Source organism: Albidovulum salinarum (assembly GCF_025673475.1).
GTDB lineage: Bacteria > Pseudomonadota > Alphaproteobacteria > Rhodobacterales > Rhodobacteraceae > Albidovulum > Albidovulum salinarum.
In genome coordinates, this window is record NZ_JAOVQO010000004.1 from 25,215 (window position 1) to 50,048 (window position 24,834).

Genomic DNA, 24,834 nt, shown 5'->3' on the forward strand with positions numbered 1-24,834 from the left:
CGCTTGCGCTAGAAGGACGCCCGAACGCAAGCCTCAATCCGGGAACGCCGCCCATGAAATTTTTCGTCGATACCGCCGACACCGCCGCCATCCGTGAACTCGCCGATCTCGGCATGGTCGACGGGGTCACCACCAACCCCTCGCTCATCCTCAAGGCGGGTCGTGACATCGTCGAGGTCACGAAAGAGATCTGCGACATGGTCTCGGGCCCCGTTTCCGCCGAAGTCGTGGCCACCGAGGCCAAGGAGATGATTGCCGAAGGCATGAAGCTTGCCAAGATCGCCCCGAACATCGCGATCAAGGTGCCGCTCACCTGGGACGGCCTCACCGCCTGCAAGGCTTTCGCATCCGAAGGCCACATGGTCAACGTGACACTCTGCTTCTCGTCCGCGCAGGCGATCCTCGCGGCGAAGGCCGGCGCGAGCTTCATCTCGCCCTTCATCGGCCGGCTCGACGACATCCATCTCGACGGGGTGGAGCTGATTCACGACATCCGTACGATCTACGACAACTACGACTTCAAGACCGAGATCCTAGCCGCCTCGATCCGCTCGGTGAACCATGTCATCGAATGCGCCAAGATCGGCGCCGACGTGATGACCGCCCCGCCCGCGGTGATCAAGGCGATGGCCAACCATGTCCTGACCGACAAGGGCCTCGATCAGTTCCTCAAGGACTGGGCCAAGACCGGGCAGAAGATTCTCTGAACCTTCGCAGCGCGCGGCGGACCCGACCGGCACGGTTGATCCGCCGCGTCGCCGTGACGACAAAAAGTTGAGGCAATCCGGCTAAGGGCCTGTTAGAGTTCCTTCAAAACCAGAAATCGAGATGAGGGCGGAGATGGGCGAGAGGGCAAACATCGCGGCAGAAGTCAGGGACCGGCTCCTCGCCGAACCCGAGGTCATCCTTGAGGATCGCGACCTGATGCGGGCCCTGATCGGGGCCAACGAACGCGCGATGGGCGCCAATATCGTCGACCTCCGCGGCATCGCGATGGAGAGGCTCGAGGCCCGGCTCGACCGGCTCGAGGACACGCACCGCTCGGTCATTGCCGCCGCTTACGAGAACCTCGCCGGCACCAACCAGATCCACCGCGCGATCCTGCGTATACTCGATCCGATCAATTTCGAGGAGTTCGTCCGCGACCTCGGCGGCGAGGTGGCGCAGATCCTGCGCGTCGATTCCGTGCGGCTCGTGCTCGAGACCAGGCAGGCCGAGCGCGAACAGGCGCTCGACCGGCTGGGCGACGTGCTCTGCGTCGCCGAACCGGGCTTCGTCGACAACTATCTCGCCGGCGGCCGGCCGACCGCGAGCCGCCCCGTCGTGCTGCGCCCGGCCTTGCCGGAGCTTGCGACGATCTACGGCAAGTCCGGCGACTGGATCCGCTCCGAGGCGGCGCTGCGGCTCGATCTCGGGCCGGGCCGCCTGCCCGGCATGCTGGCGCTTGGCGCCGAGGATCCGCACCAGTTCCGCGCCAACCAGGGCACCGACCTTCTCGCCTTCCTCGCGGCAGTCTTCGAACGCGCGATGCGGCGCTGGCTGGGCTGAGCGCGGGGCGATGAGCCTGGCGCTTTCTGACGCCCTGCGCGACGCGCTGTCGACCTGGCTCGACCATCTCTCGGCCCTCGAAGGCGCGGCGGAGAACACCTTGCGCGCCTACCGCACCGATGTCGCGGGCTTCCTCGGCTTCCTCGCCGCCCACGGGGGCGAAAGCATCGGCCCCGCGCGGCTTGGCCGCGTGACCCAGACCGACATGCGCGCCTGGATGGCGCATGAACGCTCCCGCGGCACCCAGGCCCGCTCGCTCGCCCGCAGCCTCTCGGCGGTCAAGAGCTTCACCCGCTGGCTCGCCGAGCGCGAGGGCTTCGACCCGACCGCGATCCTCGCCGCGCGCAGCCCCAAGTTCCAGCGCAAGCTGCCGCGCCCGCTGTCCGAGGACGCGGCGCGCGAGGTGATCGGCCAGATCGGCACCCAGCCGCGCGAGGAATGGATCGCCGCCCGCGACGCGGCGGTGGTGACGCTGCTTTACGGCTGCGGGCTCCGGATCTCCGAGGCGCTCGGCCTCACCGGCGCCGCAAGCCCGCTGCCCGAGACGCTCCGGATCCTCGGCAAGGGCGGCAAGGAGCGCGTCGTGCCGACGCTGCCGGTGGCGCGGCGGGCGGTGGCCGATTACGTCCGGCTCTGCCCCTTCCCGGTCGCCGACGAGCCCGGGGCGGCGCTCTTCCGCGGCGCCCGCGGCGGCCCCTTGAACCCGCGGCTGATCTCGCGGGCGATGGAATCGGCCCGCGCCGGGCTCGGCCTGCCCGCCACCGCGACGCCGCACGCGCTGCGCCACAGCTTCGCCACCCATCTCCTGGCCGCCGGCGGCGATCTCCGCGCCATCCAGGAACTGCTCGGTCACGCCTCGCTCTCCACGACCCAGGCCTATACGGCGGTCGACACGGCCCGGCTGATGGAGATCTATGACCGGGCGCACCCCCGCGCCGCCACCGTCCAATCGAAGGGGTGACCCGATGACGCCGCAGATCAAGGCCCTTGCCGTCCACCTCTTCACCGCCACCGGCGCGGTGCTGTCGATGCTGGCCATGCTCGCCGCCGTGCAGGGCAAGTGGAGCCTGATGTTCCTCTGGCTCGTCGTCGCCTTCATCGTCGACGGCATCGACGGCCCGCTCGCGCGCCACTACCACGTCAAGACCAACTGGCCGACCTATGACGGGGTGCTTCTCGACCTCATCATCGACTACCTGACCTACGTCTTCATCCCGGCCTTCGCGCTCTTCCAGTCCGGGCTCCTGCCGGGCTGGACCGGCTGGCTCGCGATCATCGTCATCACCTACGGGAGCGCGATCTACTTCGTCGACACGAGGATGAAGACCAAGGACAATTCCTTCGCGGGCTTCCCGGCCTGCTGGAACATGGTCGTGCTCGTCCTCTTCGCGCTGGAGCCGAACTTCTACCTGATGACCGCGATCATCGTCGCGCTCGCCGTCTCGATGTTCACCAACTTGAAATTCGTCCACCCGGTCCGCACCGAACGCTGGCGCTGGATCACCCTACCGATGGCGCTCGCCTGGGTGGGCTTTGCCGCCCGCGCCGCCTGGGTCGACTTCGCGCCCGGGGAACTGGCGCACTGGGGCCTCGCGATCACCTCGCTCTACCTCCTCCTCGCCGGCATCGCCCAGCAGTTCATCCCCGAATACGGGCGTCCGGGCTTTCACGACTGAAACGCCGGGCTCATCCGGCGCAATGAACACAATTAATGGTTGCTTAATCCGGGCAGGCAATCGCTCTACGATATTGACGCAGCGTTCGTTCACGGCAATGTTCGTTTTCGTTGTTTGTCAGCTATTTGAACGGAGTTCGTCATGGGTGACCGCGTCGCGGTGTTTGTTGATGGCGACAATATCAATGCGACATTTGCCCTTCCCATCCGCGAAGTTGCGGAGCGTTCGGGCGTTGTGGATGTCATGCGGGTCTATACGGACGCGAGCCGCAACAGCGACTGGCACCAGGCTCGAGGCTACCGTCTCATCCACGCCGGCACCGGCAAGAACGCGGCCGACCTCCTGCTTTCAATAGACGCGATGGAAATCGCGCTGACCCAATCTTTCACGACATTCGTCATTGCCAGTTCGGACGGCGACTTCACCCATCTGGCCACCCGCCTGCGCGAGCGCGGCCTCAAAGTCGTCGGCGCGGGCGAGACGAAGGCGCCCCCGGGGTTTCGTTCGGCCTGCACCACCTTTGCGCTGCTCCGTAGCGCGATCAGCGCTCCCGTCCCGACAACCTCACCGACCTCACCCGGCGTCACGGAGCTTGACCGCAACATCAGGAAGTTGATCGCCGCCAACAGCACAAACGGCAGCGGCATGCGCATTACCGAGCTTGGACCAAAGATGCACATTATGCATGGTGTGCGCATCAGCCAAGCACCTGAGCGTACATGGCGTGCATACCTGTCGAAGCGGACAGCGCTCTATGATCTCGACGAACGCGGCCCCGAGGCAAAGGTACGTTTCAAGCGCGAAGGCTTTGTCGAGTAACCATTGCAACGCGAACCGCTGACCGCCTGCGTCTTATGCGTATCATCACACCCGCTCCTGAGCCTCGACGCCAAGACTGGCGTTCGCACTATCCCAAGCCGGACGGCGGCTCATCTTAGAATCGTTCCATTCCTTGACTCGCCCCGGCCCCGGGCGCATATCCAATGCGCAACGGAGGCCCCGACATGTTCATCCAGACCGAATCCACGCCGAACCCCGCCACGCTCAAGTTCCTGCCGGGCCAGACGGTGCTGGAGACCGGCACCGCGGACTTCCCGCAGCCCGATGCCGCGGCGAACTCGCCGCTCGCGCGGCGGATCTTCGCGGTCGAGGGCGTGACCGGGGTCTTCCTCGGCACAGATTTCGTCACCGTGACCAAGGCCGAGGCGGTGCTCTGGGAACATGTCAAGCCGGCGATCCTCGGCGCGATCATGGAGCATTTCCAGTCCGGCCAACCGGTGATCGAGGGCGAGCAGGTGGCCTCGGGCCATGCCGCCCATGACGGCCCGGATGCCGAGATCGTGCGCCAGATCAAGGAGCTGCTCGACACCCGTGTGCGCCCGGCCGTGGCGCAGGACGGCGGCGACATCACCTTCCACGGCTTCGACCGCGGCGTCGTCTACCTGCACATGCAGGGCGCCTGCGCCGGCTGCCCGTCCTCGACGCTGACCCTGAAAATGGGGATCGAGAACCTTCTGCGCCACTACATCCCGGAAGTGACCGAGGTCCGTCCGGTCGCCGCCTGACGCATGGCCGGCCCGCTGATCCTGGCTTTCGACACCGCGGCCGCGCATTGCGCGGCCGCGCTCGTTTCCGGCGACACGGTTCTCGCTGCCCGCGCCGAGGAGATGGGCCGCGGCCAGGCCGAGCGGCTGATGCCGATGCTCGAGGAACTTCTCGCGGCGGCGGGCCACGGCTGGCGCGACCTCGACGCGCTCGGCGTCGGCATCGGGCCGGGCAACTTCACCGGCATCCGCATCTCCGTCGCCGCCGCGCGCGGGCTGGCACTCGCGCTCGGCATCCCCGCGGTGGGCGTCTCCGGCTTCGAGGCCGCCGACCCGGACCGCGCGGCGCCGTTCTGGGCGGTGATCCCCGGACCGCGCGGCACGGTCTACGCCCAGCGCCGCGGGGATGCGCCAAGCGCACCGGAAATCCTGCCCGACACCGCGCTCGCATCGCTCGACGCGCCGGTCCTGCGGCTCGATGCCGTGCCGGCAGACCGAATTGCCGTCCACATCGCCCGCGTTGCCGCAACCCGCTGGCAGGGCGCGACGCCGCGCCCCGCCCCGCTCTACCTCCGCCCCGCCGATGCCGCGCCCGCGCGCGACACCGGCCCCGCGATCCTGCCGTGACCGCCGATCCCGAGCGGCTGGCCGCGATCCACAGGGCCGCCTTTTCCCATCCCCGGCCGTGGTCGGCCACCGAGATCGCCGCGCTCCTGACCACGCCGGGCGCCTTCCTGATCGTCGAGGACAGGGGTTTCCTCATCGGTCGCGCCATCGCCGGCGAGGCCGAACTGCTCACCGTCGCCGTCGCCCCCGCCGCGCGGCGGCAGGGCATCGGCGCAAGGCTGCTTGCCGGGTTCCTCGACGCCGCCCGCGCGGCGGGCGCCGAGACCGCCTTCCTCGAGGTTGCCGCCGACAATGCGGCCGCGCTCGCGCTTTACGCGAGGCATGGCTTCGCCGAAACCGCGCGGCGGCGCGGCTACTACCTCACGCCGGGCGGCAGCCGCGTCGATGCGGTGCTGATGGCGGCGCGACCTTGACCAAAGAGTCAAACTTCCGCCCCGTCAGCCCCAAATAGCTATTGACCGGCTTCGGTGCATTCGCCCTAATCGATGCAATCCGCGCGTGACCGGCCGTCATCGGGACGCGACCGCGGACGCGGATGCGCAAAGCAATAACCGGGAGCGATCCATGACCCTCAAGCAGACATTCCTCGGCGCGGCCGCGACGCTGGCGCTGACCTCCGGCGCCGCGCTGGCCGACCCGGCCCTGATCTTCGATCTCGGCGGCAAGTTCGACAAGTCGTTCAACGAGGCCGCCTTCGCCGGCGCCGAACGCTGGAAGGAAGAGACCGGCGGCACCTACAAGGAACTCGAGATGCAGTCCGAGGCCCAGCGCGAACAGGCGCTGCGCCGGCTCGCCGAGACCGGCGCCAACCCGGTGGTTATGACCGGCTTCGCCTTTGGCGACGTCCTCAACACCGTGGCCCCCGACTTCCCCGACACCAAGTTCGCGATCATCGACATGGTGGTCGAGCAGCCCAACGTCCGCTCCGTCGTCTTCACCGAGGAGCAGGGATCCTACCTCGTCGGCATGATGGCGGCGATGGCCTCGAAGACCGGCACCGTGGGCTTCATCGGCGGCATGGACATCCCGCTCATTCGCAAGTTCGCCTGCGGCTATGTGCAGGGCGTGAAGGCCGCCAACCCGGACGCCACCGTGATCGAGAACATGACCGGCACCACGCCCGCCGCCTGGAACGACCCGGTGAAGGGCGCCGAGCTCGCCAAGGCGCAGAAGGCGCAAGGTGCCGACGTGATCTACGCCGCCGCCGGCGGCACCGGGATCGGCGTGCTGCAGGCCGCCGCCGACGAGGGCATCCTCTCGATCGGCGTCGACTCGAACCAGAACCACCTTCATCCGGGCAAGGTGCTGACTTCCATGATGAAACGCGTCGACAACGCGGTCTACGAGGCCTTCAAGGCCGGTCCCGACCTTGAAACCGGGATCAACGTGATGGACCTCACCGCCGAGGGCGTCGGCTACTCGCTCGACGACAACAACGCGGCCCTCGTCACCGACGAGATGAAGGCGGCCGTGGATGCGGCGGCCGAGAAGATCAAGTCGGGCGAGATCTCGGTCCACGACTACATGTCCGACAACACCTGCCCGGTGAGCTGAGCCCCGGCATGGCTCAGCGCCTCCAGACGGAGCGGCAGGCGACTGCCGCTCCCGCCATCGAGCTTCGCGGGATCTCGAAGGCCTTCGGCCCGGTCCAGGCGAACAGGGACATCTCGATCCGCGTCGAGAAGGGCACGATCCACGGCATCATCGGCGAGAACGGCGCCGGCAAGTCGACGCTGATGTCGATCCTCTACGGCTTCTACAAAGCCGATCGCGGCGAGATTCTCATCGACGGCCGCGCGACGCAGATCCCCGACAGCCAGGCCGCGATCCGCGCCGGGATCGGCATGGTCTTCCAGCATTTCAAGCTGGTGCAGAACTTCACCGTCCTTGAAAATGTCATCCTCGGCGCCGAGGACGGGGCGCTCCTGACCCCCTCGCTCGCCAAGGCGCGCAAGGTGCTTGGCGAACTTGCCGAGGAATACGAGCTCGACGTCGACCCCGATGCGATGATCGAGGAACTGAGCGTCGGCCACCAGCAGCGGGTGGAGATCCTCAAGGCGCTCTACCGCCACGCCGACATCCTCATCCTCGACGAACCGACCGGGGTCCTGACCCCCGCCGAGGCCGATCACCTCTTCCGCATCCTGAAAAACCTCAAGGAGCAGGGCAAGACGATCATCCTGATCACCCACAAGCTCCGTGAGATCATGGAGATCACCGACACCGTCAGCGTGATGCGCCGCGGCGAGATGACCGCGACGGTGATGACCGCCGACACCAATCCCGAGCAGCTCGCCGAGCTGATGGTCGGGCGCAAGGTGCTCCTCAACGTGCCCAAGGGACCGGCGCATCCCGGCCAGACGGTGCTGGAGATCGACAACCTGCGCGTCACCGACGAGGACGGGGTGGAGCGGCTCAAGGGCATCTCGCTCAAGATCCACGCGGGCGAGATCCTCGGCATCGCCGGGGTCGCCGGCAACGGCCAGTCCGAGCTTCTGGCCGTCCTCGGCGGCATCGCCCGCGGCACCGGCTCGGTCCGGCTGAACGGCAAGGAGCTTGACCTCACCGGCAACCATTCCGACGGTCAGTCACGGCGCGCGAACAGCATCGCCCATGTGCCGGAGGATCGCCAGCATCTCGGCATGATCATGGATTTCACCGCGTGGGAGAACGTGGCCTTCGGCTACCACCACGACCCGGCCTACCAGAAGAACGGCCTTCTGATGGACAACGACGCGATCCTCGCCGACACGGCGGGCAAGATGGAACGCTTCGACGTCCGCCCGCCGATCCCGACGCTTGCCGCCAAGAGCTTTTCCGGCGGCAACCAGCAGAAGATCATCCTCGCCCGCGAGATCGAGCGGAACCCCGACCTCCTCCTCGTCGGCCAGCCGACCCGCGGCGTCGACATCGGCGCCATCGAGTTCATCCACAAGCGCATCGTGGAGCTGCGCGATGCGGGCAAGGCGGTGCTCTTGGTCAGCGTCGAGCTCGACGAGATCATGAGCCTCAGTGACCGCATCGCCGTCATGTTCGACGGCCGCATCATGGGCGAGCGCCTGCCCGAAAAGACCGACGAGCGCGAACTTGGCCTCCTGATGGCCGGCGTGAGCGGGGCAGCGGCATGAGCGCAAGGGACCTCTGGCCGGCGGTCCTCGCCCATCTGCGCGGCTGCGACGCCCCGGCGGCGGAGTTTCTCGACGGGCTGCCACGGGAACCGCAGGAGCGCCCGGCGCCGCCGCCGGCCGGCGGGTTCGCTCGCCCTGTGCCCGACGAGCTCGACCGGCTCGCCGATACCGCCCCGGCCGAGACCCGCGCGCTCTGCGCCGCCATAAGCGCAGAGGCGGCGCGCCTGAGCTGGCGGTCGAGCTACACGACCGCCGATGTCGGCGCCTTCGCCACCGGCTATGCCTGGGCGCCGATCGCCGCGCCGGACGGGCCGCTTGTCATTCCATCCGGCCTGGTCTGCATCATGCATATCGGGCCGCGCCTGCACTACCCGCCTCACCGCCACGAGCCCGAGGAGCTATATGCCGTGCTGGCCGGCAACGCCGTCTTCAGTTCCGACCGCTCGCCCCGCACCCGGCTCGGCCCGGGTGCGCTCCGCCATCACGCGCCCTACGAGACCCATTCGATGGATACCGACGACAGCGCCGCGCTGGTTCTCGCGCTCTGGAAGGGCAGCTACAGGAAATCCGAGATCGTGAAGACGGAGGCGACATGAAGCGACTTCCCGACTGGGCCGATGTGGTCCTCGTGCCCCTGATCAGCGTGGTCCTCGCCTTCGTGATCTCGGCGCTCGTGATCCTCGCCATCGGCGAAAACCCGGTGGAAGCCTTGCAGATCATGCTCACCGGCGCGCTCGGCTCGGCCTATGGCTGGGGCTACACGCTCTACTATGCCACCAACTTCATGTTCACCGGGCTCGCCGTGGCGGTCGCCTTCCACGCCAGCCAGTTCAACATCGGCGGCGAGGGGCAGGCGACCTTGGGCGGCCTCGGCGTCGCGGTGGTCTGCCTCGCCTTCGACTGGCCGCACTGGACGCTGGCGCTCGCCGCAGCGACCGTGGGCGCGGCGGTTTTCGGCGCCGCCTGGGCGGCGGTGCCAGCCTGGCTTCAGGCCAAGCGCGGCAGCCATATCGTGATCACCACGATCATGTTCAACTTCATCGGCGCCTCACTGCTGAACTACCTCCTGGTCAACGTGATGCGGCCGGTGGGCTCGATGGATCCCGCGACCGCGCGGTTCCCGGCGGGCGCGAAGCTGCCCACGCTCTTCGACATGACCTCGGCCCTCGGCATGCCCCTCTTTAAGAGCACGCCCGTCAACGTCACGCTCTTCATCGCGCTCGCCGCCTGCGTCGCGGTCTGGCTTCTCATCTGGCGCACGCGGCTCGGCTACATGATCCGCGCCTTCGGCCGATCGGAGCCGGCCGCCGTCTACGCCGGGATCTCGCCGGTCAAGATCACCATGTACGCGCTCCTCATCTCCGGCGCGCTCGCGGGGATGATGGCGATCAACGCGACGATGGGCGAGCAGAAGCGGCTCATCCTCAACGCGGTCGAGGGCGCGGGCTTCATCGGCATCGCGGTCGCGCTGATGGGCCGCTCGCATCCGTTCGGAGTGTTCCTCGCCGCCCTTCTCTTCGGCTTCCTCTTCCAGGGCGGGGCCGAGCTCGCGCTCTGGACGACGATCCCGCGCGAGCTCATCACCGTGATCCAGGCGCTGGTGATCCTCTTCACCGGCGCGCTCGACAACATGGTGCGGATGCCGCTCGAACGCCTCTTCCTCGCGCTCAGGCGCCCCGACGGGGAGGCGCGGCGATGACCGAGTACCTGCCGCAGCTTCTCCTCGCCTGGTCGATCCAGGCCGTCGGCATCGCCTCCCCCGGCCCGTCGGTCGCGCTGATCCTCGGCGTCGCGACCAGCCGCGGCCGGATGCCCGCCGTCACCAACGCCTTCGGCGTCGCCTGCGGCTCGATCATCCTGTCGCTCGCGACCGTGATCGGGATTGCGGCCCTCTTTGCGCAGGTGGCGGAGCTGATGACGCTCATCCGCGCGATCGGCGCGGGCTACCTCCTCTGGCTCGCCTGGCGCGCCTTCGGCAAGGCGCTGAACCCCGTGCCGCTCGATCTCACGGCGACCCCGCCGAAAAGCCTCACCCGCACCGCGCTCGCGGGGTTCCTGCTTCAGGTCTCGAACCCCAAGGCGATCCTCTTCTGGCTCGCGATCGCCTCCGCCGGCGGCGTCGGCGACGCGCCCCTGCCCGTCATCGCCTTCTTCGTGGTCGGAACCTTCGTCAATTCCTTCGCCGGCCACGCCGCCTATGCGCTCCTTCTGTCCTCCCGCCCGGTCCGCGCCGCCTATGGGCGCGCCCGCCGCTGGATCGAGGCCGGGCTCGGCGGCGTCTTCACCTTCGCCGCCTTCACGCTGGCCACGTCGAGGAGCTGAGCCATGGACTACGCCACCATCCTCCAGATCCTCGACTCCACGGTGCGGCTCGGCACGCCCCTGCTCCTGGCCTGCCTCGCCGGGCTTTTTTCCGAGCGCGCGGGCATCTTCGACATCGGGCTCGAGGGCAAGATGCTGATGGCGGGCTTCGCCGCCGCCGCCATCGCGGCGGTGAGCGGCTCGGTCTGGATCGGCGTCGCGGCGGGGCTCTGCGCCTCCCTCGCGCTGGCGCTTTTGCACGGGCTTGCCTCCATCACCTTCCGCGGCAACCAGCTCATCTCGGGCGTCGCGATCAACTTCCTCGCCTCGGGGCTCACCGTGCTCATCGGCCAGAAATGGTTCGCGCTTGGCGGGCGGACGCCCTCCCTCGAAGGCGCCGCGCGCTTCGCGCCCATCGAGTTGCCGTTCGCCGAGGTGCTGCTGCCCGTCCCCGTGGCCGGCCCCCTCTACCGCGAGCTCATCTCCGGCCATTCGGTCCTCGTATACGTCGCCTTCGCCGCGGTGCCAGCCGCCTGGTGGGTGCTCTACCGCTCGCGCTTCGGCCTCAGGCTCCGGGCGGTGGGCGAGAACCCGGCGGCGGTCGACACCGCCGGGATCTCGGTCGTCAGGATGCGCTACGCGGCGGTGGCGATCTGCGGGCTTCTCTGCGGGCTCGCCGGCGCCTATCTCGCGACCGGGCTCTCGGCCGGCTTCGTGAAGGAGATGACGGCGGGGCGCGGCTACATCGCGCTTGCCGCGCTCATCTTCGCGAAGTGGCGGCCGTGGTACGCGCTCGGCGCCACGATGCTCTTCGGCCTCCTCGAAGCCATCGCCAACCGCTACCAGAACATCGACCTCGGCGCCGTCGTGCTGCCGGTCCAGTTCATGCAGGCCCTGCCCTATATCCTGACCGTGGTGATCCTCGCCGGTTTCGTCGGCCGCGCCATCCCGCCACGCGCGGGCGGCGAGCCCTATGTCAAGGAACGCTAGGGCGCCGGGGCGCTGGACTTACCGGAGCGTGCGATCTGGCGCGAACCGAGGGTCTTCGAGGGTTTGACACCGCCCCCGCATAGGGGCATGACTTGACTAGGGTTTTCACCGGCAACAGCGGCATCCCAATGCAGATCTATCTGCCCATCGCCGAGGTATCCGTCAACGCGTTCCTGCTTCTGGGGCTGGGCGGCATTGTCGGCATGCTGTCGGGCATGTTCGGGGTCGGCGGCGGCTTCCTGATGACGCCGCTCCTGTTCTTCATCGGCATCCCGCCCGCCGTCGCGGTGGCGACCGAGGCGAACCAGATCGTCGCCTCCTCGTTTTCCGGCGTGCTCGCGCATCTCAAGCGCAAGACGGTGGACCTGAGGATGGGTACCGTGCTCCTCGTCGGCGGCCTTGTCGGCGCGGCCGTTGGGGTACAGGTCTTCGCGATGCTGCGCAGCCTCGGCCAGGTCGATCTCCTGGTGAAGCTCTGCTACGTCGTCTTCCTCGGCATCATCGGGCTTCTGATGTTCGTCGAGAGCCTGCGCGCGATCCGCCGTGCCAAGAAGACCGGCACCGCGCCGGCGCGCAAGAAGCACAACTGGATTCATAACCTGCCGCTGAAGATGAAGTTCCGCACCTCGGGCCTTTATATCTCGGTCATCCCGCCGCTCATCGTCGGCGTGCTCGTGGGCGTCCTCGCGGCAATCATGGGCGTGGGCGGCGGCTTCATCATGGTGCCGGCGATGATCTACCTCCTCGGCATGCCGACCAAGGTCGTGGTCGGCACCTCGCTCTTCCAGATCATCTTCGTCACCGGCTTCACGACGCTTCTCCATGCGACGATGAACTACACGGTCGATCTTCCGCTCGCCGTGCTTCTGCTCGTCGGTGGCGTGGTCGGCGCGCAGTTCGGTGCGATGATCGGCACAAGGCTCAAGGCCGAACAGCTTCGGATCCTGCTCGCGGTGATGGTGCTTGCGGTCTGCGCCAAGCTGGCGCTCGATCTCCTGCTGACGCCGTCCGAGATCTACTCGCTCGGACCGGTGGGGCACGCATGATCGCCCGGTTCGCCCTCCTCGCCGCCCTGCTCGCGGCCTTCCTGCGCCCGGCGGCTGCCGCCGAAGAACAGATCGTCGCCGATCTGAGCCAGCGCCAGGTGCCGATCACCGCCGATTTCGACGGGTCGGAACTGATCCTCTTCGGCGCGGTCAAGCGCGAGACGCCGATCTCGATCACCGAGCCGCTGTCGGTCATCATCACCGTCGCCGGTCCATCGCGGCCGATCGTCGTGCGCCGCAAGGAGCGGGTGGCGGGAATCTGGGTGAACACCGACGCGGTGGAGGTCGACCTCGCGCCCTCGTTCTACGCGGTCGCCACCTCGCGTCCGTTCAACCAGATCCTGTCTGCGACCGAGGATCTGCGCTACAAGATCTCGATCCCGCAGGCGATCCGATCGGTCGGGGCGCCGATGACGATCCAGGACGCCCCGTCATTCACCGAGGCACTGATCCGCATCCGCGCCAACCGGGGCGACTACCAGTTCCGGCCGAACACCATCGCCTTCTTCGACCAAACGCTGTTCAAGACCTCGGTCACGCTGCCCGCCAACCTGACCGAGGGCACCTACAAGGTGACGCTCTACCTCACCCGCAACAAGCAGGTGGTGACGAGCTACACGACCAATCTCGCGGTGCAGAAGGTCGGGATGGAACGCTGGCTCTACAACCTCGCGCACCAGCAGCCGCTGATCTACGGGATACTGTCGATCGTCATCGCCATCGCCGCGGGCTGGATCGCGTCGGCGGTATTCCGGTACTTCAAGGGCTGACGGCGGGCTGTGCGGACCGCTATCCGCGGCCGACGAACGGCATGTTCGTCGCCATCACCGTCACCGAGAGCATGTTCGCGCCAGGGGGCAGCGTCGCCATCGACCAGACCGTCTCGGCCACGTCCGCGACGGCCATCATCGGTTCGGCCCGGACCGAGCCGTCGGCCTGCGGCACGCCCTCGGCGATCTTTGCCGCGAGCTCGGTCGCGGCGTTGCCGATGTCGATCTGGCCGCAGGCGATACCATAGGACCGCCCGTCGAGCGCCAGCGTCTTCGTGAGCCCCGTAACCGCGTGCTTCGTTGTCGTGTAGCAGACCGAGCCCGGCCGCGGCGCATGGGCCGAGATCGAGCCGTTGTTGATGATCCGTCCGCCCTGCGGCATCTGGGCCCGCATCTGCCGGAACGCTGCGCGAGCGGAGAGGAACATGCCGGTAAGGTTCACCGCGAGCATGTCCGACCAGGTTTCGAGCGGAATCTCGTCGATGAGGCCGCCTTGCCGCATGATACCCGCGTTGTTGAAGAGCACGTCGATCCGCCCGAACCGCGCGGCGGCGGCATCGAAGGCAGCATCGACGGCCGCGGCATCCTTGACGTCGCAGCCGAGCGCCAGCGCGTTGCCGCGTCCTTTCGCGATCCCGTCGAGCACCGCCTTGCGGCGGGCGAGCATCGCGACGTTCCAGCCGCCGTCGAGAAAGCGTTCCGCGACCGCCCGGCCGATCCCCGCCGAGGCGCCGGTGACGACGAGCGTGGCGGCCATGTCAGAACGCCCGGAAGGTCATCGTGGTCAGGGTCCGGCTGATGCCGGGAATGTCGAAGAGCTTCTCGGTCAGCCAGTGGCCGACATCCTCGGTCTCGGGGATGTAGATCTTGGCGATGAGATCGTAGTCGCCCGAGGTGGAATAGAGCTCAGACACAACCTCGCGGTCGTAGATCTCGTTGGCGACCTCGTAGGTCTTGCCGGGTTGGCAGCGGAACTGGACGAAAACGCAGCGCATGGGCTCACCTCTCTTTGCTGTGACACTAGCGGCGGGGATGCGCGATGGGAAGCGGACGGCGGCCGGTCGCGCGCCGAAAGCGGCGGATGCCTCCGGCGGGGATATTTTTGGCACGATGAAGGGGTCAGCTATCGCTCTCGGAGACCAGCGAGAGCGGCGTCGCGGCCTTCGGCAGGTCGGCGGTCGTCAGGGGGTCGGCCGGGCGGGCGAGGCGGTTGCGGACCACCCAGTGGAGCCGCGTCTCGGCACGGGTGATGGCGACATAGGCGAGGCGTTTCCAGAGCGGAATGCCGGCCTCCATCCGCCCGGTGCGGGCGGCGACGAAGAGGTCGGGGGCGAAGACCTGGACCTCGGGCCATTGCGAGCCCTGCGCCTTGTGGATCGTCACCGCCGCGCCGTGCAGGAAGGCCGCGCCCATCGTCGCGGCGGCGGGGATGAAGGGCTCCTCCTCGTCGGGCAGCTCGATCTTGATGATCGAGGCGGCGGAGACCTGCGGATCCTCGGCGCCGATGACATGGAGCTTCGCGAATCCCGGTTTCTTGCCGGGGCCGAGATAGATCACCTGCGCGCCCTTGATCAGCCCGCGCGCCTCGAGGTCGATGCGCTTCTTGCGGTGCTTCAAGGGTAGTTCGATGCCGTCGCAGATCAGCGGCTCGCCGGGCAGGAGCGCGTCGGGCGGCGCGCCATACGCGGCGCGGAAGGCCTGGATCAGCCGGATCCGGGTCTGGTTGCGCCAGACGAGCACCGGCGAGCGCGCCATGAGCCCCGAGTCCACCCGCTCCGCCCAGCGCACGCGGTCGTCGCGGCGGGCGGCCTCGGCGACCATACGCTCGAAGCTCTCGAAGGTCAGGTCGGGGTCGCCGAGCGCATGGGCGAGGTCGAGGATCGGGTTGTCGTCCGCCTGGCGGTGAATCCGGTGCAGCGTCAGCTTCTTCCGCTCCGGCAGCTTGTCGAAGACCATCTCGCCGGACTGGCCGACCGGGGCGAGCTGGGCGGGATCGCCGAAGAGCACGAGCGTCGGGAAGATCTCCTTCAGATCCTCTAGCTGGCGTTCGTCGAGCATCGAGGCCTCGTCGACGAAGCCGATGTCGAGCGCATCCTCGCGCCGCTTCCAGCCACGGATGAAGTCGGAGCCGCGCAGGCCCGCGGCAGCGAGCGCGCCGGGGATCGACTTCACCTGGTCGTGGAACGCCTTGGCGCGGTCGAGCGCGGTGTCGGTCAGCCCCTCGATCACCGGGCGCTCGCCGTTGCCGATCAGCCATTCGGCGATCTTCTCATATTCGGGGTCGTAGACCGGGGTGTAGAGGATACGGTGGATCGTCGTCGCCGGCACGCCGCGATTGCGCAGCACGCTCGCCGCCTTGTTGGTTGGCGCAAGGATCGCGAGCGTGCGCCGCTCCTTGCGGCGCTTTCCCTCGTAATCGCCCGAGATCGTGTCGACCCCGGCCTCGGCCAGCGCCTTCGTCAGCGCCGCGAGCAGCATGGTCTTGCCCGAGCCGGCCTTGCCGATCACCGCGAGGACCGAGGGCCTTCCCGCCGCCGCCGCGGTGAGCGTTCCCTCAATGAGGTCGATCCCCGCGCCGCCGAGAAGTTCGGCGACGCGGTCCCAGGCCTCGGCCTGGTCATCGGAAAAGGTGAGCGCGGGCGCCGACATCGGCGCGACCCTAGCGTCCCGCCCCCGCCGACGCCAGCAGGTTTAGACCGCGGCCGGCAGCGCCCTGCGGCCATCGGTGTCGCGCTCGAACCAGGCCTGCGCCAGCTCCGGCGCGATGCCGGCCTTGCGCGCCACCCGGCGGCGGACCTCCTCGGAGAACTCCCACAGGCCGAGGCTGATCGCGTCCGACCCCTCGCCCGTCGAGCCGAGCACCGTCGGCTGCCAGCCGAGCAGGCGGTAGATGCGGACCATGCGCGCGTCGAAGACGCCGACCGCGCGCGAGAGGCCGAGCCCGACGCCGAGCTGCGCGCCGCCGAGCATCAGCGCGGCCGACACCATCGCCGGCGCCTGTTCTCCCAGACAGAAGCGGGTGCATTCCCAGACCTTCGGATGCGCGAAGCGCCGCCCGCCCGCGAGGGCCGAGAAATGCTCGTTCACCATGCAGCGGCCGAGCGTCGGCATGAACCGCATCGAGCCGCCGTGGCGGCCGTCCGGCCTTTGCCAGAGCACGTAGGTCGGGTTCAGCGCGTCGTATTCGTCCCGCTCGAAGCCCTGGGCGTCCACGCGCACGGCCCAGCCGAGCCGTTCCCGGAACTGTTTCGCGCGGTCTGCAAACATCGTGTCGCGCAGGAGCGGATAGTCGGTAAGTTCTTCGCCAGTCAGGAATCGTAGCATTCTGCCCTCCATCAAGATGGAGAACGGCTTAGCGAAGCTTGGTTAATACCGGCCTAGCCGGACGGATCTCAGATCAGCACGAAGCCCTCGGCGATCGCCCGCGCCACCGCCTGGGTGGTGTTGGCCGCGCCGAGCTTGAACCGCGCGCTCTCGACATAGGCGCGCAAGGTATGTTCCGAGATCGCGAGGCTGTCGGCGGCCTGGGCGCGGTTCAGCCCCATCGCGAGCTTGGTCAGGGCGTCGACCTCGCGCGGGCTGAGGCTGTGCAGGGCGCGGTAGTCGGTCCCGCGTTCGATTTCGAGCGCCTTCAGGTTGATGAAATGCGCGATGAGGATCAGGTCCGCGACATGTTCGGCGGTGAAGTTTCGCCAGCGGGCATCGCCGGAGCGGTCGGAAACCGTGAACATGGCGAACTGGCCGTTCGGGCCGCGGATCGGCACCGAGAAGCCCTGGTTGCCAACGCCCGCGTCGATCGCCTCGGAGAGGAAGGCGCGGGCCGGGCGCCCCGACCAGTCGAGAAGCTTCCAGTCGACGGGGTGAAAGCGGCGGAAACAGCCCTGGACCACCGGGTCGATGCGGGCGTAGTCCTGCTCGATGTAGCGGGCGACCCAATCGGCCGCGTAGGTCAGGACCGCGTATTGCTGGCCGGTCGAATTGACCGAGTGGTAGACGAAATGCTCGACCTCGTACTGGTCGCGCAGGCCGCTGACGGCGGCGCGCAGCTCCTCAAGCGTTGTCGCTTGCTGAAGCGCCGCAATACCGCCTGCCAGCCTTGTTTGCATCCAGAGCCACGCCTCCGGCCATGTTGCCCGCGACCTGAGCGATCTCGGCGGCTGCCACAAGCGATGCGTCGTCAAGCTGCTCGGCCAGGGCCGACAACCCGTTGCCCTTGGCGAAGGCCTTGAGATCGGTCAGCACGTCTAGGATCCATTCGTATTGCATTTTCACTCTCGCGCAAGCGGATTTACTGACGGACACTCAACCACAGCATGCAGAGTCTTCCTTATCGAATCCTTACGATCAACTCCCCGATATTGACGGGGGTGATTCGGGCAACCCGTTGATTTCGCTTGGGACGAATCGGAAACGCCCGCGCCGTGGTGTCACGGCGCGGGCGCGGATCACGTCTTGCGCCGGGCTCAGGCCTTGCGGCCGGCCTCGAGCGCGTCCTCGAAGGTGCGCAGGCCCGTCCGCGGCGCCTGGACCAGCACCGCCATGTTGCCCGGCTTGTGCTCGTTGCGGCGCATCTTCATATGCGCGGCCGGGATCTCGGCCCAGGGGAAGACCTCGGACATGCAGGGATCGAGCCGGCGCTCGAGCATCAGCTTGTTCGCGGCAGAGGCTTGCGCCAGATGCGCGAAATGCGAGCCCTGCAGGCGCTTCTGGTGCATCCACATGTAGCGCACGTCGAAGGTGCAGTTGAAGCCCGTGGTGCCGGCGCAGATCACGACCATGCCGCCCTTCTTGCACACCAGCGACGAGACCGGGAAGGTCGCCTCGCCGGGATGCTCGAACACCATGTCGACATTGACGCCCTTGCCGGTGATGTCCCAGATCGCCTTGCCGAACTTGCGCGCCTCTTTCAGCCAGGCATTATATTCCTCGCTGTTGACCTTGGGCAGCTGGCCCCAGCACTTGAAATCGTTGCGGTTGATAACGCCTTTGGCGCCCAGCCCCATGACGAAGTCGCGCTTGGATTCGTCGCTGATCACCCCGATCGCGTTGCCGCCCGCGGTGTTGATGAGCTGGATCGCGTAGGAGCCCAGACCGCCAGAAGCCCCCCAGACCAGCACGTTCTGGCCCGGCTGCAGATCGTGCGGCGCATGGCCGAAGAGCATCCGGTAGGCCGTGGCCAGCGTCAGCGTGTAGCAGGCGGCCTCTTCCCAGGTCAGGTGCTTCGGCCGCGGCATCAGTTGCTGCGCCTGCACACGGGCGAATTGTGCAAACGACCCGTCGCCGGTCTCGTAGCCCCAGATCCGCTGACTGGGCGAATACATCGGGTCGCCACCATTGCAGTATTCGTCGTCGCCATCGTCCTGGTTGCAATGCACCACGACCTCGTCGCCGACCTTCCAGCGCTTGACCTTCTCGCCCACGGCCCAGACGATGCCCGAGGCATCCGATCCGGCGATGTGGTAGTCCTGCTTGTGGACGTCAAAGGGGCTGATCGGCTCACCGCGGCTCGCCCAGACGCCGTTGTAGTTGACGCCGGCGGCCATCACCAGAACCAGCACCTCGTTGCTGTCCAGCTTCCAGGTATCGACCACCTCGACCTGCATCGCGGTTTCAGGCTCGCCGTGACGCTCGCGGCGGATCGCCCAGGCGTACATCTGCTTCGGCACATGGCCGAGCGGCGGCATCTCTCCGATCTCGTAGAGGTCTTTTTCGGGCGCGTCGTAGGGCGCGATTTCGGTCTGCGTATCCAAGGCCATCTACCTCTCCTGATGCTCTCGCCGCATTGCAGAATCAACGCGTGCTCACGTCATGGAATATGATTGGCGCAGCAACATTGCAATAGTCGCGCAGCCCTATTTTGTAATTTTATGTCCCGACCGATTTCGAATCCGGGCCGATGGGCGAAAGTCGCCCATTTCCGATGCCGCACTTGCAGCAAGATGCTGTCGGACCGGGGCGGCGTAGAAGCCGATGAGCGCGCGGTCCTTCGGCAGCACGGTGACCCTGCCCTTGGCACTGCGGACGATCTTGCGCAGCGAAAGGATCGCCAGCGCGGTCTCGACGGCCTTGGGCACCGAGCCGTCCGGAAGCTCGAGATGGACGTCGATGGCGCGCAATTCGGCCGCGAGCGCCTCGGCGCGGTGCATAAGCGCGTCCCGGGCGATCTCGGTCTCCTCGCCAAGCGCCGCGGTAACGAGCGGCACCGGCAGCACCGGGATGTTGCGGGCAATCCGCGCCATCAGCGCCTCGGCGATCTCGGCGGTGGCGTCCTCGTGCGGCGCCTTCAGGAACTCGGCCAGCGACAGGGGCGCGCCGAAGCTGACGGAGGCGATGCCGTATTTGCGGAACCGCCGGGTCAGCATGCGCCGGAGCTGGCGGCCGACAAACTGCGCGCCCGACCAGACCGAGCCACGGAACCGGCGCACGCCGGCGGCATGGGCGGCGACCAGCACGCGGTCCTCGATGATCCGGTCATAGGCGAGCGAGACCGGCACGAAGACCACATCCGGCCCGCCCTCCTCATAGCCCGAGACGATGTAACCGAGCAGGCCGAGCTTCGGCCTCCCGACGCGCCCGTCGAGGCTGAGCCCGCCCTCGGGGAAGATCGCCTGGGTCACGCCCTCGGCCGTTGCCATCTGCACATAGCGGGCGAGCACCCGACGGTAGAGCAGGTTGCCCGAGCGGCGGCGGATGAAATAGGCGCCCGAAGCCCGGATCAGCCCGGATAAGGGCCAGATCCGCGCCCATTCCCCGACCGCGTAGGACAGCGCCGAGCGGCTCGCCGCGAGATGGGTGACGAGGATGTAATCCATGTTCGAGCGGTGGTTCATCACGAAGACCACCGTCGCCTTCTTGTCGATCGCGCCGAACGCGCCCTCGTCGAACCGGCCGATGTGGACACGGTAGACGAGCCGGGCGAGCCATTTCGTCGCCCGCGCGGCGAAACCGAAATAGACCGTGGCCGAGAAGGCCGGAACGATCTCGCGCGCATAGCGGCGGGCACGCTGGTGGACGACGGTCTCCGGCTCGCCGGTCAGGGCGGCCTCGGCGGCGATCGCCTCGGCGACCTGGGGATCGTGGACGAGCCGCACGATCATGTCGGGCCGCGCCATCAGCTTGAAGGGCTGGATCGGCCGGTCGAGCTTCGCGTTCAGCCGCGCCACCACCCGTTCCATCCGTTTGCGGAAGAACCAGCGAACGGACGGAACGAGGAAATGCGAGAAGAACGACATGGACGCGAACACGAGAACCACGACCAGCAGCCAGATCGGAATTTCAACGGTCGCCATCATGCCGTTCATGCCTTTCGGTCCGGCTCCGCCGCGCCGGCGCCATCAGCCCGGCAGGTCCGTCGGTTTCTGGCCGATACTTTCGAGCGCCCATATATACGTGCGGACATCGGTGCGGAAAGACCAGATGCGGCCCGAGCCGAGATCGATGATCTCGGTGGTGACGACACACCAGAGAATGCTGAGCGACACCGCAACGAGCCGGTTGGAGCGACCGGCAAGTCCGAACTTGTAACCGACCGCGCCCATGCCGACGAGGTTCATGCCCAGAAGCAGCCAGACGAGCTGGGGCGGCATGATGAATCCCATCGCGAACCGCATCTCGGTTGTCGCATCGAACGTGTTGTTGACCGCATTCATGAGCGAGGCCGCCGCGGGGTCCTTCCGCTCCGCGACGATGGTGCTCACATGGTCCCAGATCACCGTCTGAAGCTCGTTGGTGCGGGCGTCTGCCTCATCGATGGCCGGATCGTGCCTGCGCGACCCCGCAAAGATCAGCCGTGCCCCGAGATAATCGCCAAGCGCCGACGCCACGGCCTCCCCGTCCGCCCCGCCAATCGCCTTCGCCTGAAGCCAGGCGGTGCCGATCGCGTTGGCCTCGCCCATCGCGGATGCGAGCCGGTCCGCGTTGCGCGACGTCGCCGCCGAAAGGTTGAAGGCCAGAACGAAGGCCAGCAGGCCGAGAACGCTGCCGATGACCAGGCCGGTCGTGTCATCGCCTGCGGCTTCGCTCGTGCGCTGGCGGTTGCCGACCCGCCTGCCGAACTCGTTCATCGTCACAAGAAATACGGTCAGTATGACCATGAACAAGATTTGGCTCTTTGCCATCAGTTCCAAAAGGTTGAACACCCCGTCGCCCTCCCCGCGCGGCGCGAGGATCCACGCCGCTCCGCAAGAGGAGCTTAGCCGCAAGCCCATAGAAAGGAAGCGTTTCCGCACGCGGGCCGGGCGTACGTCGACACCGGTGCGACCGAACCGGCAATCGCGGCGCACCGGTCGTCGGCAGCACCGGCTCGCCCCCCATCACGCATGCGTGAGGGACCGGGCCGCTGAACCGTGGTAGCGTTCTGGCTCTTGCCGATATTTGAGCGGGACAACGGGAGGTATTCAGAATGTTCTTAAAGACAGCGGGCGGCATCGCCATCACGCTTGCCGCGTCGGCGGCCTTTGCGCAGGACGGCACGATGAGTTTCTTCGTGACCAGCCAGAACCCCGGCACCGGCGGCAATTTCGGCGGGATCGAGGGGGCGGACGCTCATTGCGCCGCACTCGCCGAGGCGGCCGGCGTGACCGGCAAGACCTGGCACGCCTATCTCTCCACGAGCGCCGAGAACGCCCGCGACCGGATTGGCGCGGGCCCCTGGGTCAACGCCGCCGGCGTCACCATCGCCGCGAGCGTCGACGAGCTTCACAGCGCCGCCAACAACCTCACCAAGGAGACCGGGCTCGACGAGACCGGCGCGGTGGTGAACGGCCGCGGCGACGAGCCGAACCGGCACGACATCCTCACCGGTTCGATGCCCGACGGCACGGTCGCCGAGGGCATGACCTGCGCCGACTGGACCTCGGACGCCGAGGACGCCGCCGGGATGGTCGGGCACCACGACCGGATGGGGCTCGACGATTCGGACGCGGCGAAGTCGTGGAACTCGTCGCATTCCTCGCGCGGCGGCTGCGGCCTCGACGCGCTGCGCGGCACCGGCGGCGACGGGCTTCTCTACTGCTTCGCGGTGAACTGAGCCCCGATTGGGCCGGTGCAGCATTTTCCGGCCCGATTTTTTTGCACTGCAGCATCTGGACGCGCAACTTTATTCCGCATAGGTTGCCGGGCGAAGAACTATATTACCCCGCGAGGTGACGCCCATGTCCGACCAACCCGAGCGCGACCGGCCCTGGCTGTTCCGCACCTATGCCGGCCATTCGACGGCGGAAAAGTCGAACGCGCTCTACCGGGCGAATCTCGCCAAGGGCCAGACCGGGCTCTCGGTCGCCTTCGACCTGCCGACCCAGACCGGCTACGACAGCGACCACGAGCTGGCGAAGGGCGAGGTCGGCAAGGTCGGCGTGCCGGTCTGCCACCTCGGCGACATGCGGACCCTGTTCGAGGACATTCCCCTTGACCAGATGAACACCTCGATGACGATCAACGCCACCGCGCCGTGGCTGCTTGCGCTTTATATCGCGGTGGCCGAGGAGCAGGGGGCGGATGTCGCCGCGCTGCAGGGCACGGTGCAGAACGACATCATCAAGGAATACCTCTCGCGCGGCACCTACATCTGCCCGCCGAAGCCATCCTTGAAGATGATCACCGATGTCGCGGCCTACACGGCGGAGCACCTGCCGAAGTGGAACCCGATGAACGTCTGCTCCTATCACCTGCAGGAAGCGGGTGCCACGCCGGAGCAGGAGCTGGCCTTCGCGCTTGCGACCGGCATCGCGGTGCTCGACGATCTCAAGGGCAAGGTGGCGTACGAAGCCTTCCCGGCGATGGTCGGCCGCATCTCGTTCTTCGTCAACGCCGGCATCCGCTTCGTCACCGAGCTGTGCAAGATGCGCGCCTTCACCGAGCTCTGGGACGAGATCTGCCTCGAGCGCTACGGCATCGCGGAGGAGAAATATCGCCGCTTCCGCTACGGCGTGCAGGTGAACTCGCTCGGCCTCACCGAGCAGCAGCCGGAGAACAACGTCTACCGCATCCTCCTCGAAATGCTCGCGGTGACGCTCTCGAAGAACGCCCGCGCCCGCGCGGTGCAGCTTCCCGCCTGGAACGAGGCGCTCGGCCTGCCCCGCCCCTGGGACCAGCAATGGTCGTTGCGGATGCAGCAGATCCTCGCCTACGAGACCGACCTTCTCGAATACGGCGACCTCTTCGACGGCAACCCGGCGATCACCGCGAAGGTCGAGGCGCTGAAGGCCGGCGCGCGCGACGAGCTGAAGACGCTCGACGGCATGGGCGGCGCGATCGCGGCGATCGAATACATGAAGTCGCGGCTGGTGGAGTCGAATGCCGCCCGTCTCAGCCGGATCGAGGCGGGCGAGACCGTGGTCGTCGGCGTCAACCGCTGGCGCGAGGGCGAGGCCTCGCCGCTGACGGCCGGCGACGGCGCAATCCTGACGGTCGATCCCGCGGTCGAGGTCGACCAGGTGGCGCGTCTGAACGACTGGCGCGCTGCGCGCGACGCGGGCGCGGTGGCCGCAGCGCTGGCCGCGCTCCGCGCCGCAGCGACTGCGGGGAAAAACGTCATGCCCGCCTCGGTCGCCTGCGCGAAAGCCGGCGTCACCACCGGCGAATGGGCCGGCGTGATGCGCCAGGTCCACGGCGAATACCGCGGCCCGACCGGCGTCTCGAAGAACCCGTCGAACCGCACCGAGGGGCTCGACGAGATCCGCGACGCGGTGGAAACCGTCTCGAAGCGGCTCGGGCGGCGGCTCAAGTTCCTCGTCGGCAAGCCGGGGCTCGACGGCCATTCGAACGGCGCCGAGCAGATCGCGGCTCGGGCGCGCGACTGCGGCATGGACATCAGCTACGAGGGCATCCGCCTCACCCCCGCCGAGATCGTCGCGGCGGCGGCCGAGGCCGAGGCGCATGTGGTCGGCCTGTCAGTGCTCTCGGGCTCGCACCTGCCGCTGATGGCCGAGGTGATGGAGCGGATGCGCGCGGCGGGTCTCGCGCATGTCCCGGTCGTGGTCGGCGGGATCATCCCCGAGGAGGATGCCGCGCGGCTCCGCGAGATGGGCGTGGCGCGGGTCTATACGCCGAAGGACTTCGAGCTGAACCGGATCATGTTCGACATCGTGGCGCTGGCCGAACCGAAGGCGGTCGCGGCGGAGTGACGCCGAGCCCGGCCTGACGCGACGCGGGGATTGCCTTCTGCCCTGACCTGACGGAAAACGACCGCATTGATCCGGAGGTTT

The 24,834-nt window shown here is 67.6% G+C and carries 27 protein-coding genes; 18 read left to right on the forward strand and 9 right to left on the reverse strand.

Translation table 11 applies throughout. The features are described 5' to 3' along the window. Positions 1–53 precede the first annotated feature (53 nt). The 16 genes from fsa to OEZ60_RS05040 all read left to right on the forward strand — a co-directional run bounded on the left by fsa (position 54) and on the right by OEZ60_RS05040 (position 13,630). Positions 54–707, forward strand: a complete 654-nt coding sequence (gene fsa, locus OEZ60_RS04965) for a fructose-6-phosphate aldolase (RefSeq protein ID WP_263333825.1) — start codon at positions 54–56, stop codon at positions 705–707. Positions 708–840: 133 nt separating this feature from the next. Then, positions 841–1,548 carry a DUF484 family protein gene (locus OEZ60_RS04970; RefSeq protein WP_263333826.1) on the forward strand — a complete coding sequence of 236 codons (708 nt, stop codon included), beginning with the start codon at positions 841–843 and terminating at the stop codon, positions 1,546–1,548. A 10-nt stretch (positions 1,549–1,558) separates the two neighbouring features. After that, complete coding sequence (locus OEZ60_RS04975; protein WP_263333828.1) at positions 1,559–2,509, forward strand: tyrosine recombinase XerC; 951 nt, start codon at positions 1,559–1,561, stop codon at positions 2,507–2,509. A gap of 4 nt (positions 2,510–2,513) precedes the next feature. Beyond that, positions 2,514–3,224: a CDP-alcohol phosphatidyltransferase family protein gene (locus OEZ60_RS04980; RefSeq protein ID WP_263333830.1), complete on the forward strand. Its 711-nt coding sequence runs from the start codon at positions 2,514–2,516 to the stop codon at positions 3,222–3,224. A 141-nt stretch (positions 3,225–3,365) separates the two neighbouring features. Continuing rightward, on the forward strand, positions 3,366–4,043 hold the full coding sequence (locus OEZ60_RS04985) for an NYN domain-containing protein (protein WP_263333832.1): 678 nt from the start codon (positions 3,366–3,368) through the stop codon (positions 4,041–4,043). A gap of 185 nt (positions 4,044–4,228) precedes the next feature. Then, a complete protein-coding gene (locus tag OEZ60_RS04990; protein WP_263333834.1) occupies positions 4,229–4,789 on the forward strand; it encodes a NifU family protein in 561 nt (186 codons plus the stop codon). A gap of 3 nt (positions 4,790–4,792) precedes the next feature. Next, entirely contained in the window at positions 4,793–5,395 is a 603-nt protein-coding gene (tsaB, locus tag OEZ60_RS04995) for a tRNA (adenosine(37)-N6)-threonylcarbamoyltransferase complex dimerization subunit type 1 TsaB (RefSeq protein WP_263333835.1), read from the forward strand. Beyond that, positions 5,392–5,808 carry a ribosomal protein S18-alanine N-acetyltransferase gene (gene rimI, locus OEZ60_RS05000; RefSeq protein WP_263333837.1) on the forward strand — a complete coding sequence of 139 codons (417 nt, stop codon included), beginning with the start codon at positions 5,392–5,394 and terminating at the stop codon, positions 5,806–5,808. Before tsaB ends, rimI begins: the two co-directional genes overlap by 4 nt. Before the next feature lie 151 nt (positions 5,809–5,959). Next, complete coding sequence (locus OEZ60_RS05005) at positions 5,960–6,949, forward strand: BMP family lipoprotein (protein ID WP_263333839.1); 990 nt, start codon at positions 5,960–5,962, stop codon at positions 6,947–6,949. Positions 6,950–6,957: 8 nt separating this feature from the next. Further along, entirely contained in the window at positions 6,958–8,523 is a 1,566-nt protein-coding gene (locus OEZ60_RS05010; RefSeq protein WP_263333840.1) for an ABC transporter ATP-binding protein, read from the forward strand. Then, complete coding sequence (locus OEZ60_RS05015) at positions 8,520–9,119, forward strand: dimethylsulfonioproprionate lyase family protein (protein ID WP_263333842.1); 600 nt, start codon at positions 8,520–8,522, stop codon at positions 9,117–9,119. Before OEZ60_RS05010 ends, OEZ60_RS05015 begins: the two co-directional genes overlap by 4 nt. After that, positions 9,116–10,222 carry an ABC transporter permease gene (locus OEZ60_RS05020; RefSeq protein WP_263333845.1) on the forward strand — a complete coding sequence of 369 codons (1,107 nt, stop codon included), beginning with the start codon at positions 9,116–9,118 and terminating at the stop codon, positions 10,220–10,222. Before OEZ60_RS05015 ends, OEZ60_RS05020 begins: the two co-directional genes overlap by 4 nt. Then, positions 10,219–10,845 carry a LysE family translocator gene (locus OEZ60_RS05025; RefSeq protein ID WP_263333847.1) on the forward strand — a complete coding sequence of 209 codons (627 nt, stop codon included), beginning with the start codon at positions 10,219–10,221 and terminating at the stop codon, positions 10,843–10,845. Before OEZ60_RS05020 ends, OEZ60_RS05025 begins: the two co-directional genes overlap by 4 nt. Before the next feature lie 3 nt (positions 10,846–10,848). Then, positions 10,849–11,814 (forward strand): ABC transporter permease, encoded by a 966-nt coding sequence (locus OEZ60_RS05030; protein WP_263333848.1) that lies wholly within the window; start codon positions 10,849–10,851, stop codon positions 11,812–11,814. 128 nt (positions 11,815–11,942) lie between these two features. Further along, on the forward strand, positions 11,943–12,860 hold the full coding sequence (locus OEZ60_RS05035; protein ID WP_263333850.1) for a sulfite exporter TauE/SafE family protein: 918 nt from the start codon (positions 11,943–11,945) through the stop codon (positions 12,858–12,860). Next, positions 12,857–13,630: a TIGR02186 family protein gene (locus OEZ60_RS05040; RefSeq protein ID WP_263333851.1), complete on the forward strand. Its 774-nt coding sequence runs from the start codon at positions 12,857–12,859 to the stop codon at positions 13,628–13,630. The genes OEZ60_RS05035 and OEZ60_RS05040 overlap by 4 nt, the downstream gene beginning before the upstream one ends. 19 nt (positions 13,631–13,649) lie before the next feature. Here OEZ60_RS05040 and OEZ60_RS05045 read toward each other — a convergent pair whose 3' ends face one another. The 9 genes from OEZ60_RS05045 to OEZ60_RS05085 form a co-directional block, all read right to left on the reverse strand. Beyond that, positions 13,650–14,387, reverse strand: a complete 738-nt coding sequence (locus OEZ60_RS05045; protein ID WP_263333853.1) for an SDR family oxidoreductase — start codon at positions 14,385–14,387, stop codon at positions 13,650–13,652. A gap of 1 nt (position 14,388) precedes the next feature. Then, complete coding sequence (locus OEZ60_RS05050) at positions 14,389–14,625, reverse strand: Lrp/AsnC family transcriptional regulator (RefSeq protein ID WP_263333855.1); 237 nt, start codon at positions 14,623–14,625, stop codon at positions 14,389–14,391. Positions 14,626–14,749: 124 nt separating this feature from the next. Beyond that, positions 14,750–16,279 (reverse strand): ATP-dependent DNA helicase, encoded by a 1,530-nt coding sequence (locus OEZ60_RS05055; RefSeq protein ID WP_263333857.1) that lies wholly within the window; start codon positions 16,277–16,279, stop codon positions 14,750–14,752. Positions 16,280–16,321: 42 nt separating this feature from the next. Continuing rightward, positions 16,322–16,954 (reverse strand): acyl-homoserine-lactone synthase, encoded by a 633-nt coding sequence (locus OEZ60_RS05060; protein WP_263333858.1) that lies wholly within the window; start codon positions 16,952–16,954, stop codon positions 16,322–16,324. A gap of 68 nt (positions 16,955–17,022) precedes the next feature. Further along, on the reverse strand, positions 17,023–17,736 hold the full coding sequence (locus OEZ60_RS05065) for a helix-turn-helix transcriptional regulator (RefSeq protein WP_263333860.1): 714 nt from the start codon (positions 17,734–17,736) through the stop codon (positions 17,023–17,025). Next, entirely contained in the window at positions 17,681–17,896 is a 216-nt protein-coding gene (locus tag OEZ60_RS05070; RefSeq protein ID WP_263333862.1) for a hypothetical protein, read from the reverse strand. Before OEZ60_RS05070 ends, OEZ60_RS05065 begins: the two co-directional genes overlap by 56 nt. Before the next feature lie 197 nt (positions 17,897–18,093). Further along, positions 18,094–19,386, reverse strand: coding sequence for a crotonyl-CoA carboxylase/reductase (gene ccrA / locus OEZ60_RS05075; protein WP_263333864.1), 1,293 nt, complete (start codon positions 19,384–19,386; stop codon positions 18,094–18,096). Positions 19,387–19,482: 96 nt separating this feature from the next. Continuing rightward, positions 19,483–20,919, reverse strand: coding sequence for a 1-acyl-sn-glycerol-3-phosphate acyltransferase (locus OEZ60_RS05080; protein ID WP_317852819.1), 1,437 nt, complete (start codon positions 20,917–20,919; stop codon positions 19,483–19,485). A 45-nt stretch (positions 20,920–20,964) separates the two neighbouring features. Next, positions 20,965–21,723, reverse strand: a complete 759-nt coding sequence (locus OEZ60_RS05085) for a hypothetical protein (RefSeq protein ID WP_263333865.1) — start codon at positions 21,721–21,723, stop codon at positions 20,965–20,967. Positions 21,724–22,031: 308 nt separating this feature from the next. Here OEZ60_RS05085 and OEZ60_RS05090 point away from each other — a divergent pair, with 308 nt between their 5' ends. Both OEZ60_RS05090 and OEZ60_RS05095 read left to right on the forward strand, forming a co-directional pair. Further along, the gene (locus OEZ60_RS05090) at positions 22,032–22,658 is read left to right on the forward strand and encodes a hypothetical protein (RefSeq protein WP_263333867.1); all 627 of its coding nucleotides are present in this window, start codon (positions 22,032–22,034) and stop codon (positions 22,656–22,658) included. Positions 22,659–22,782: 124 nt separating this feature from the next. After that, positions 22,783–24,753, forward strand: a complete 1,971-nt coding sequence (locus OEZ60_RS05095) for a methylmalonyl-CoA mutase family protein (RefSeq protein WP_263333869.1) — start codon at positions 22,783–22,785, stop codon at positions 24,751–24,753. The last annotated feature ends 81 nt before the right edge of the window (positions 24,754–24,834 follow it).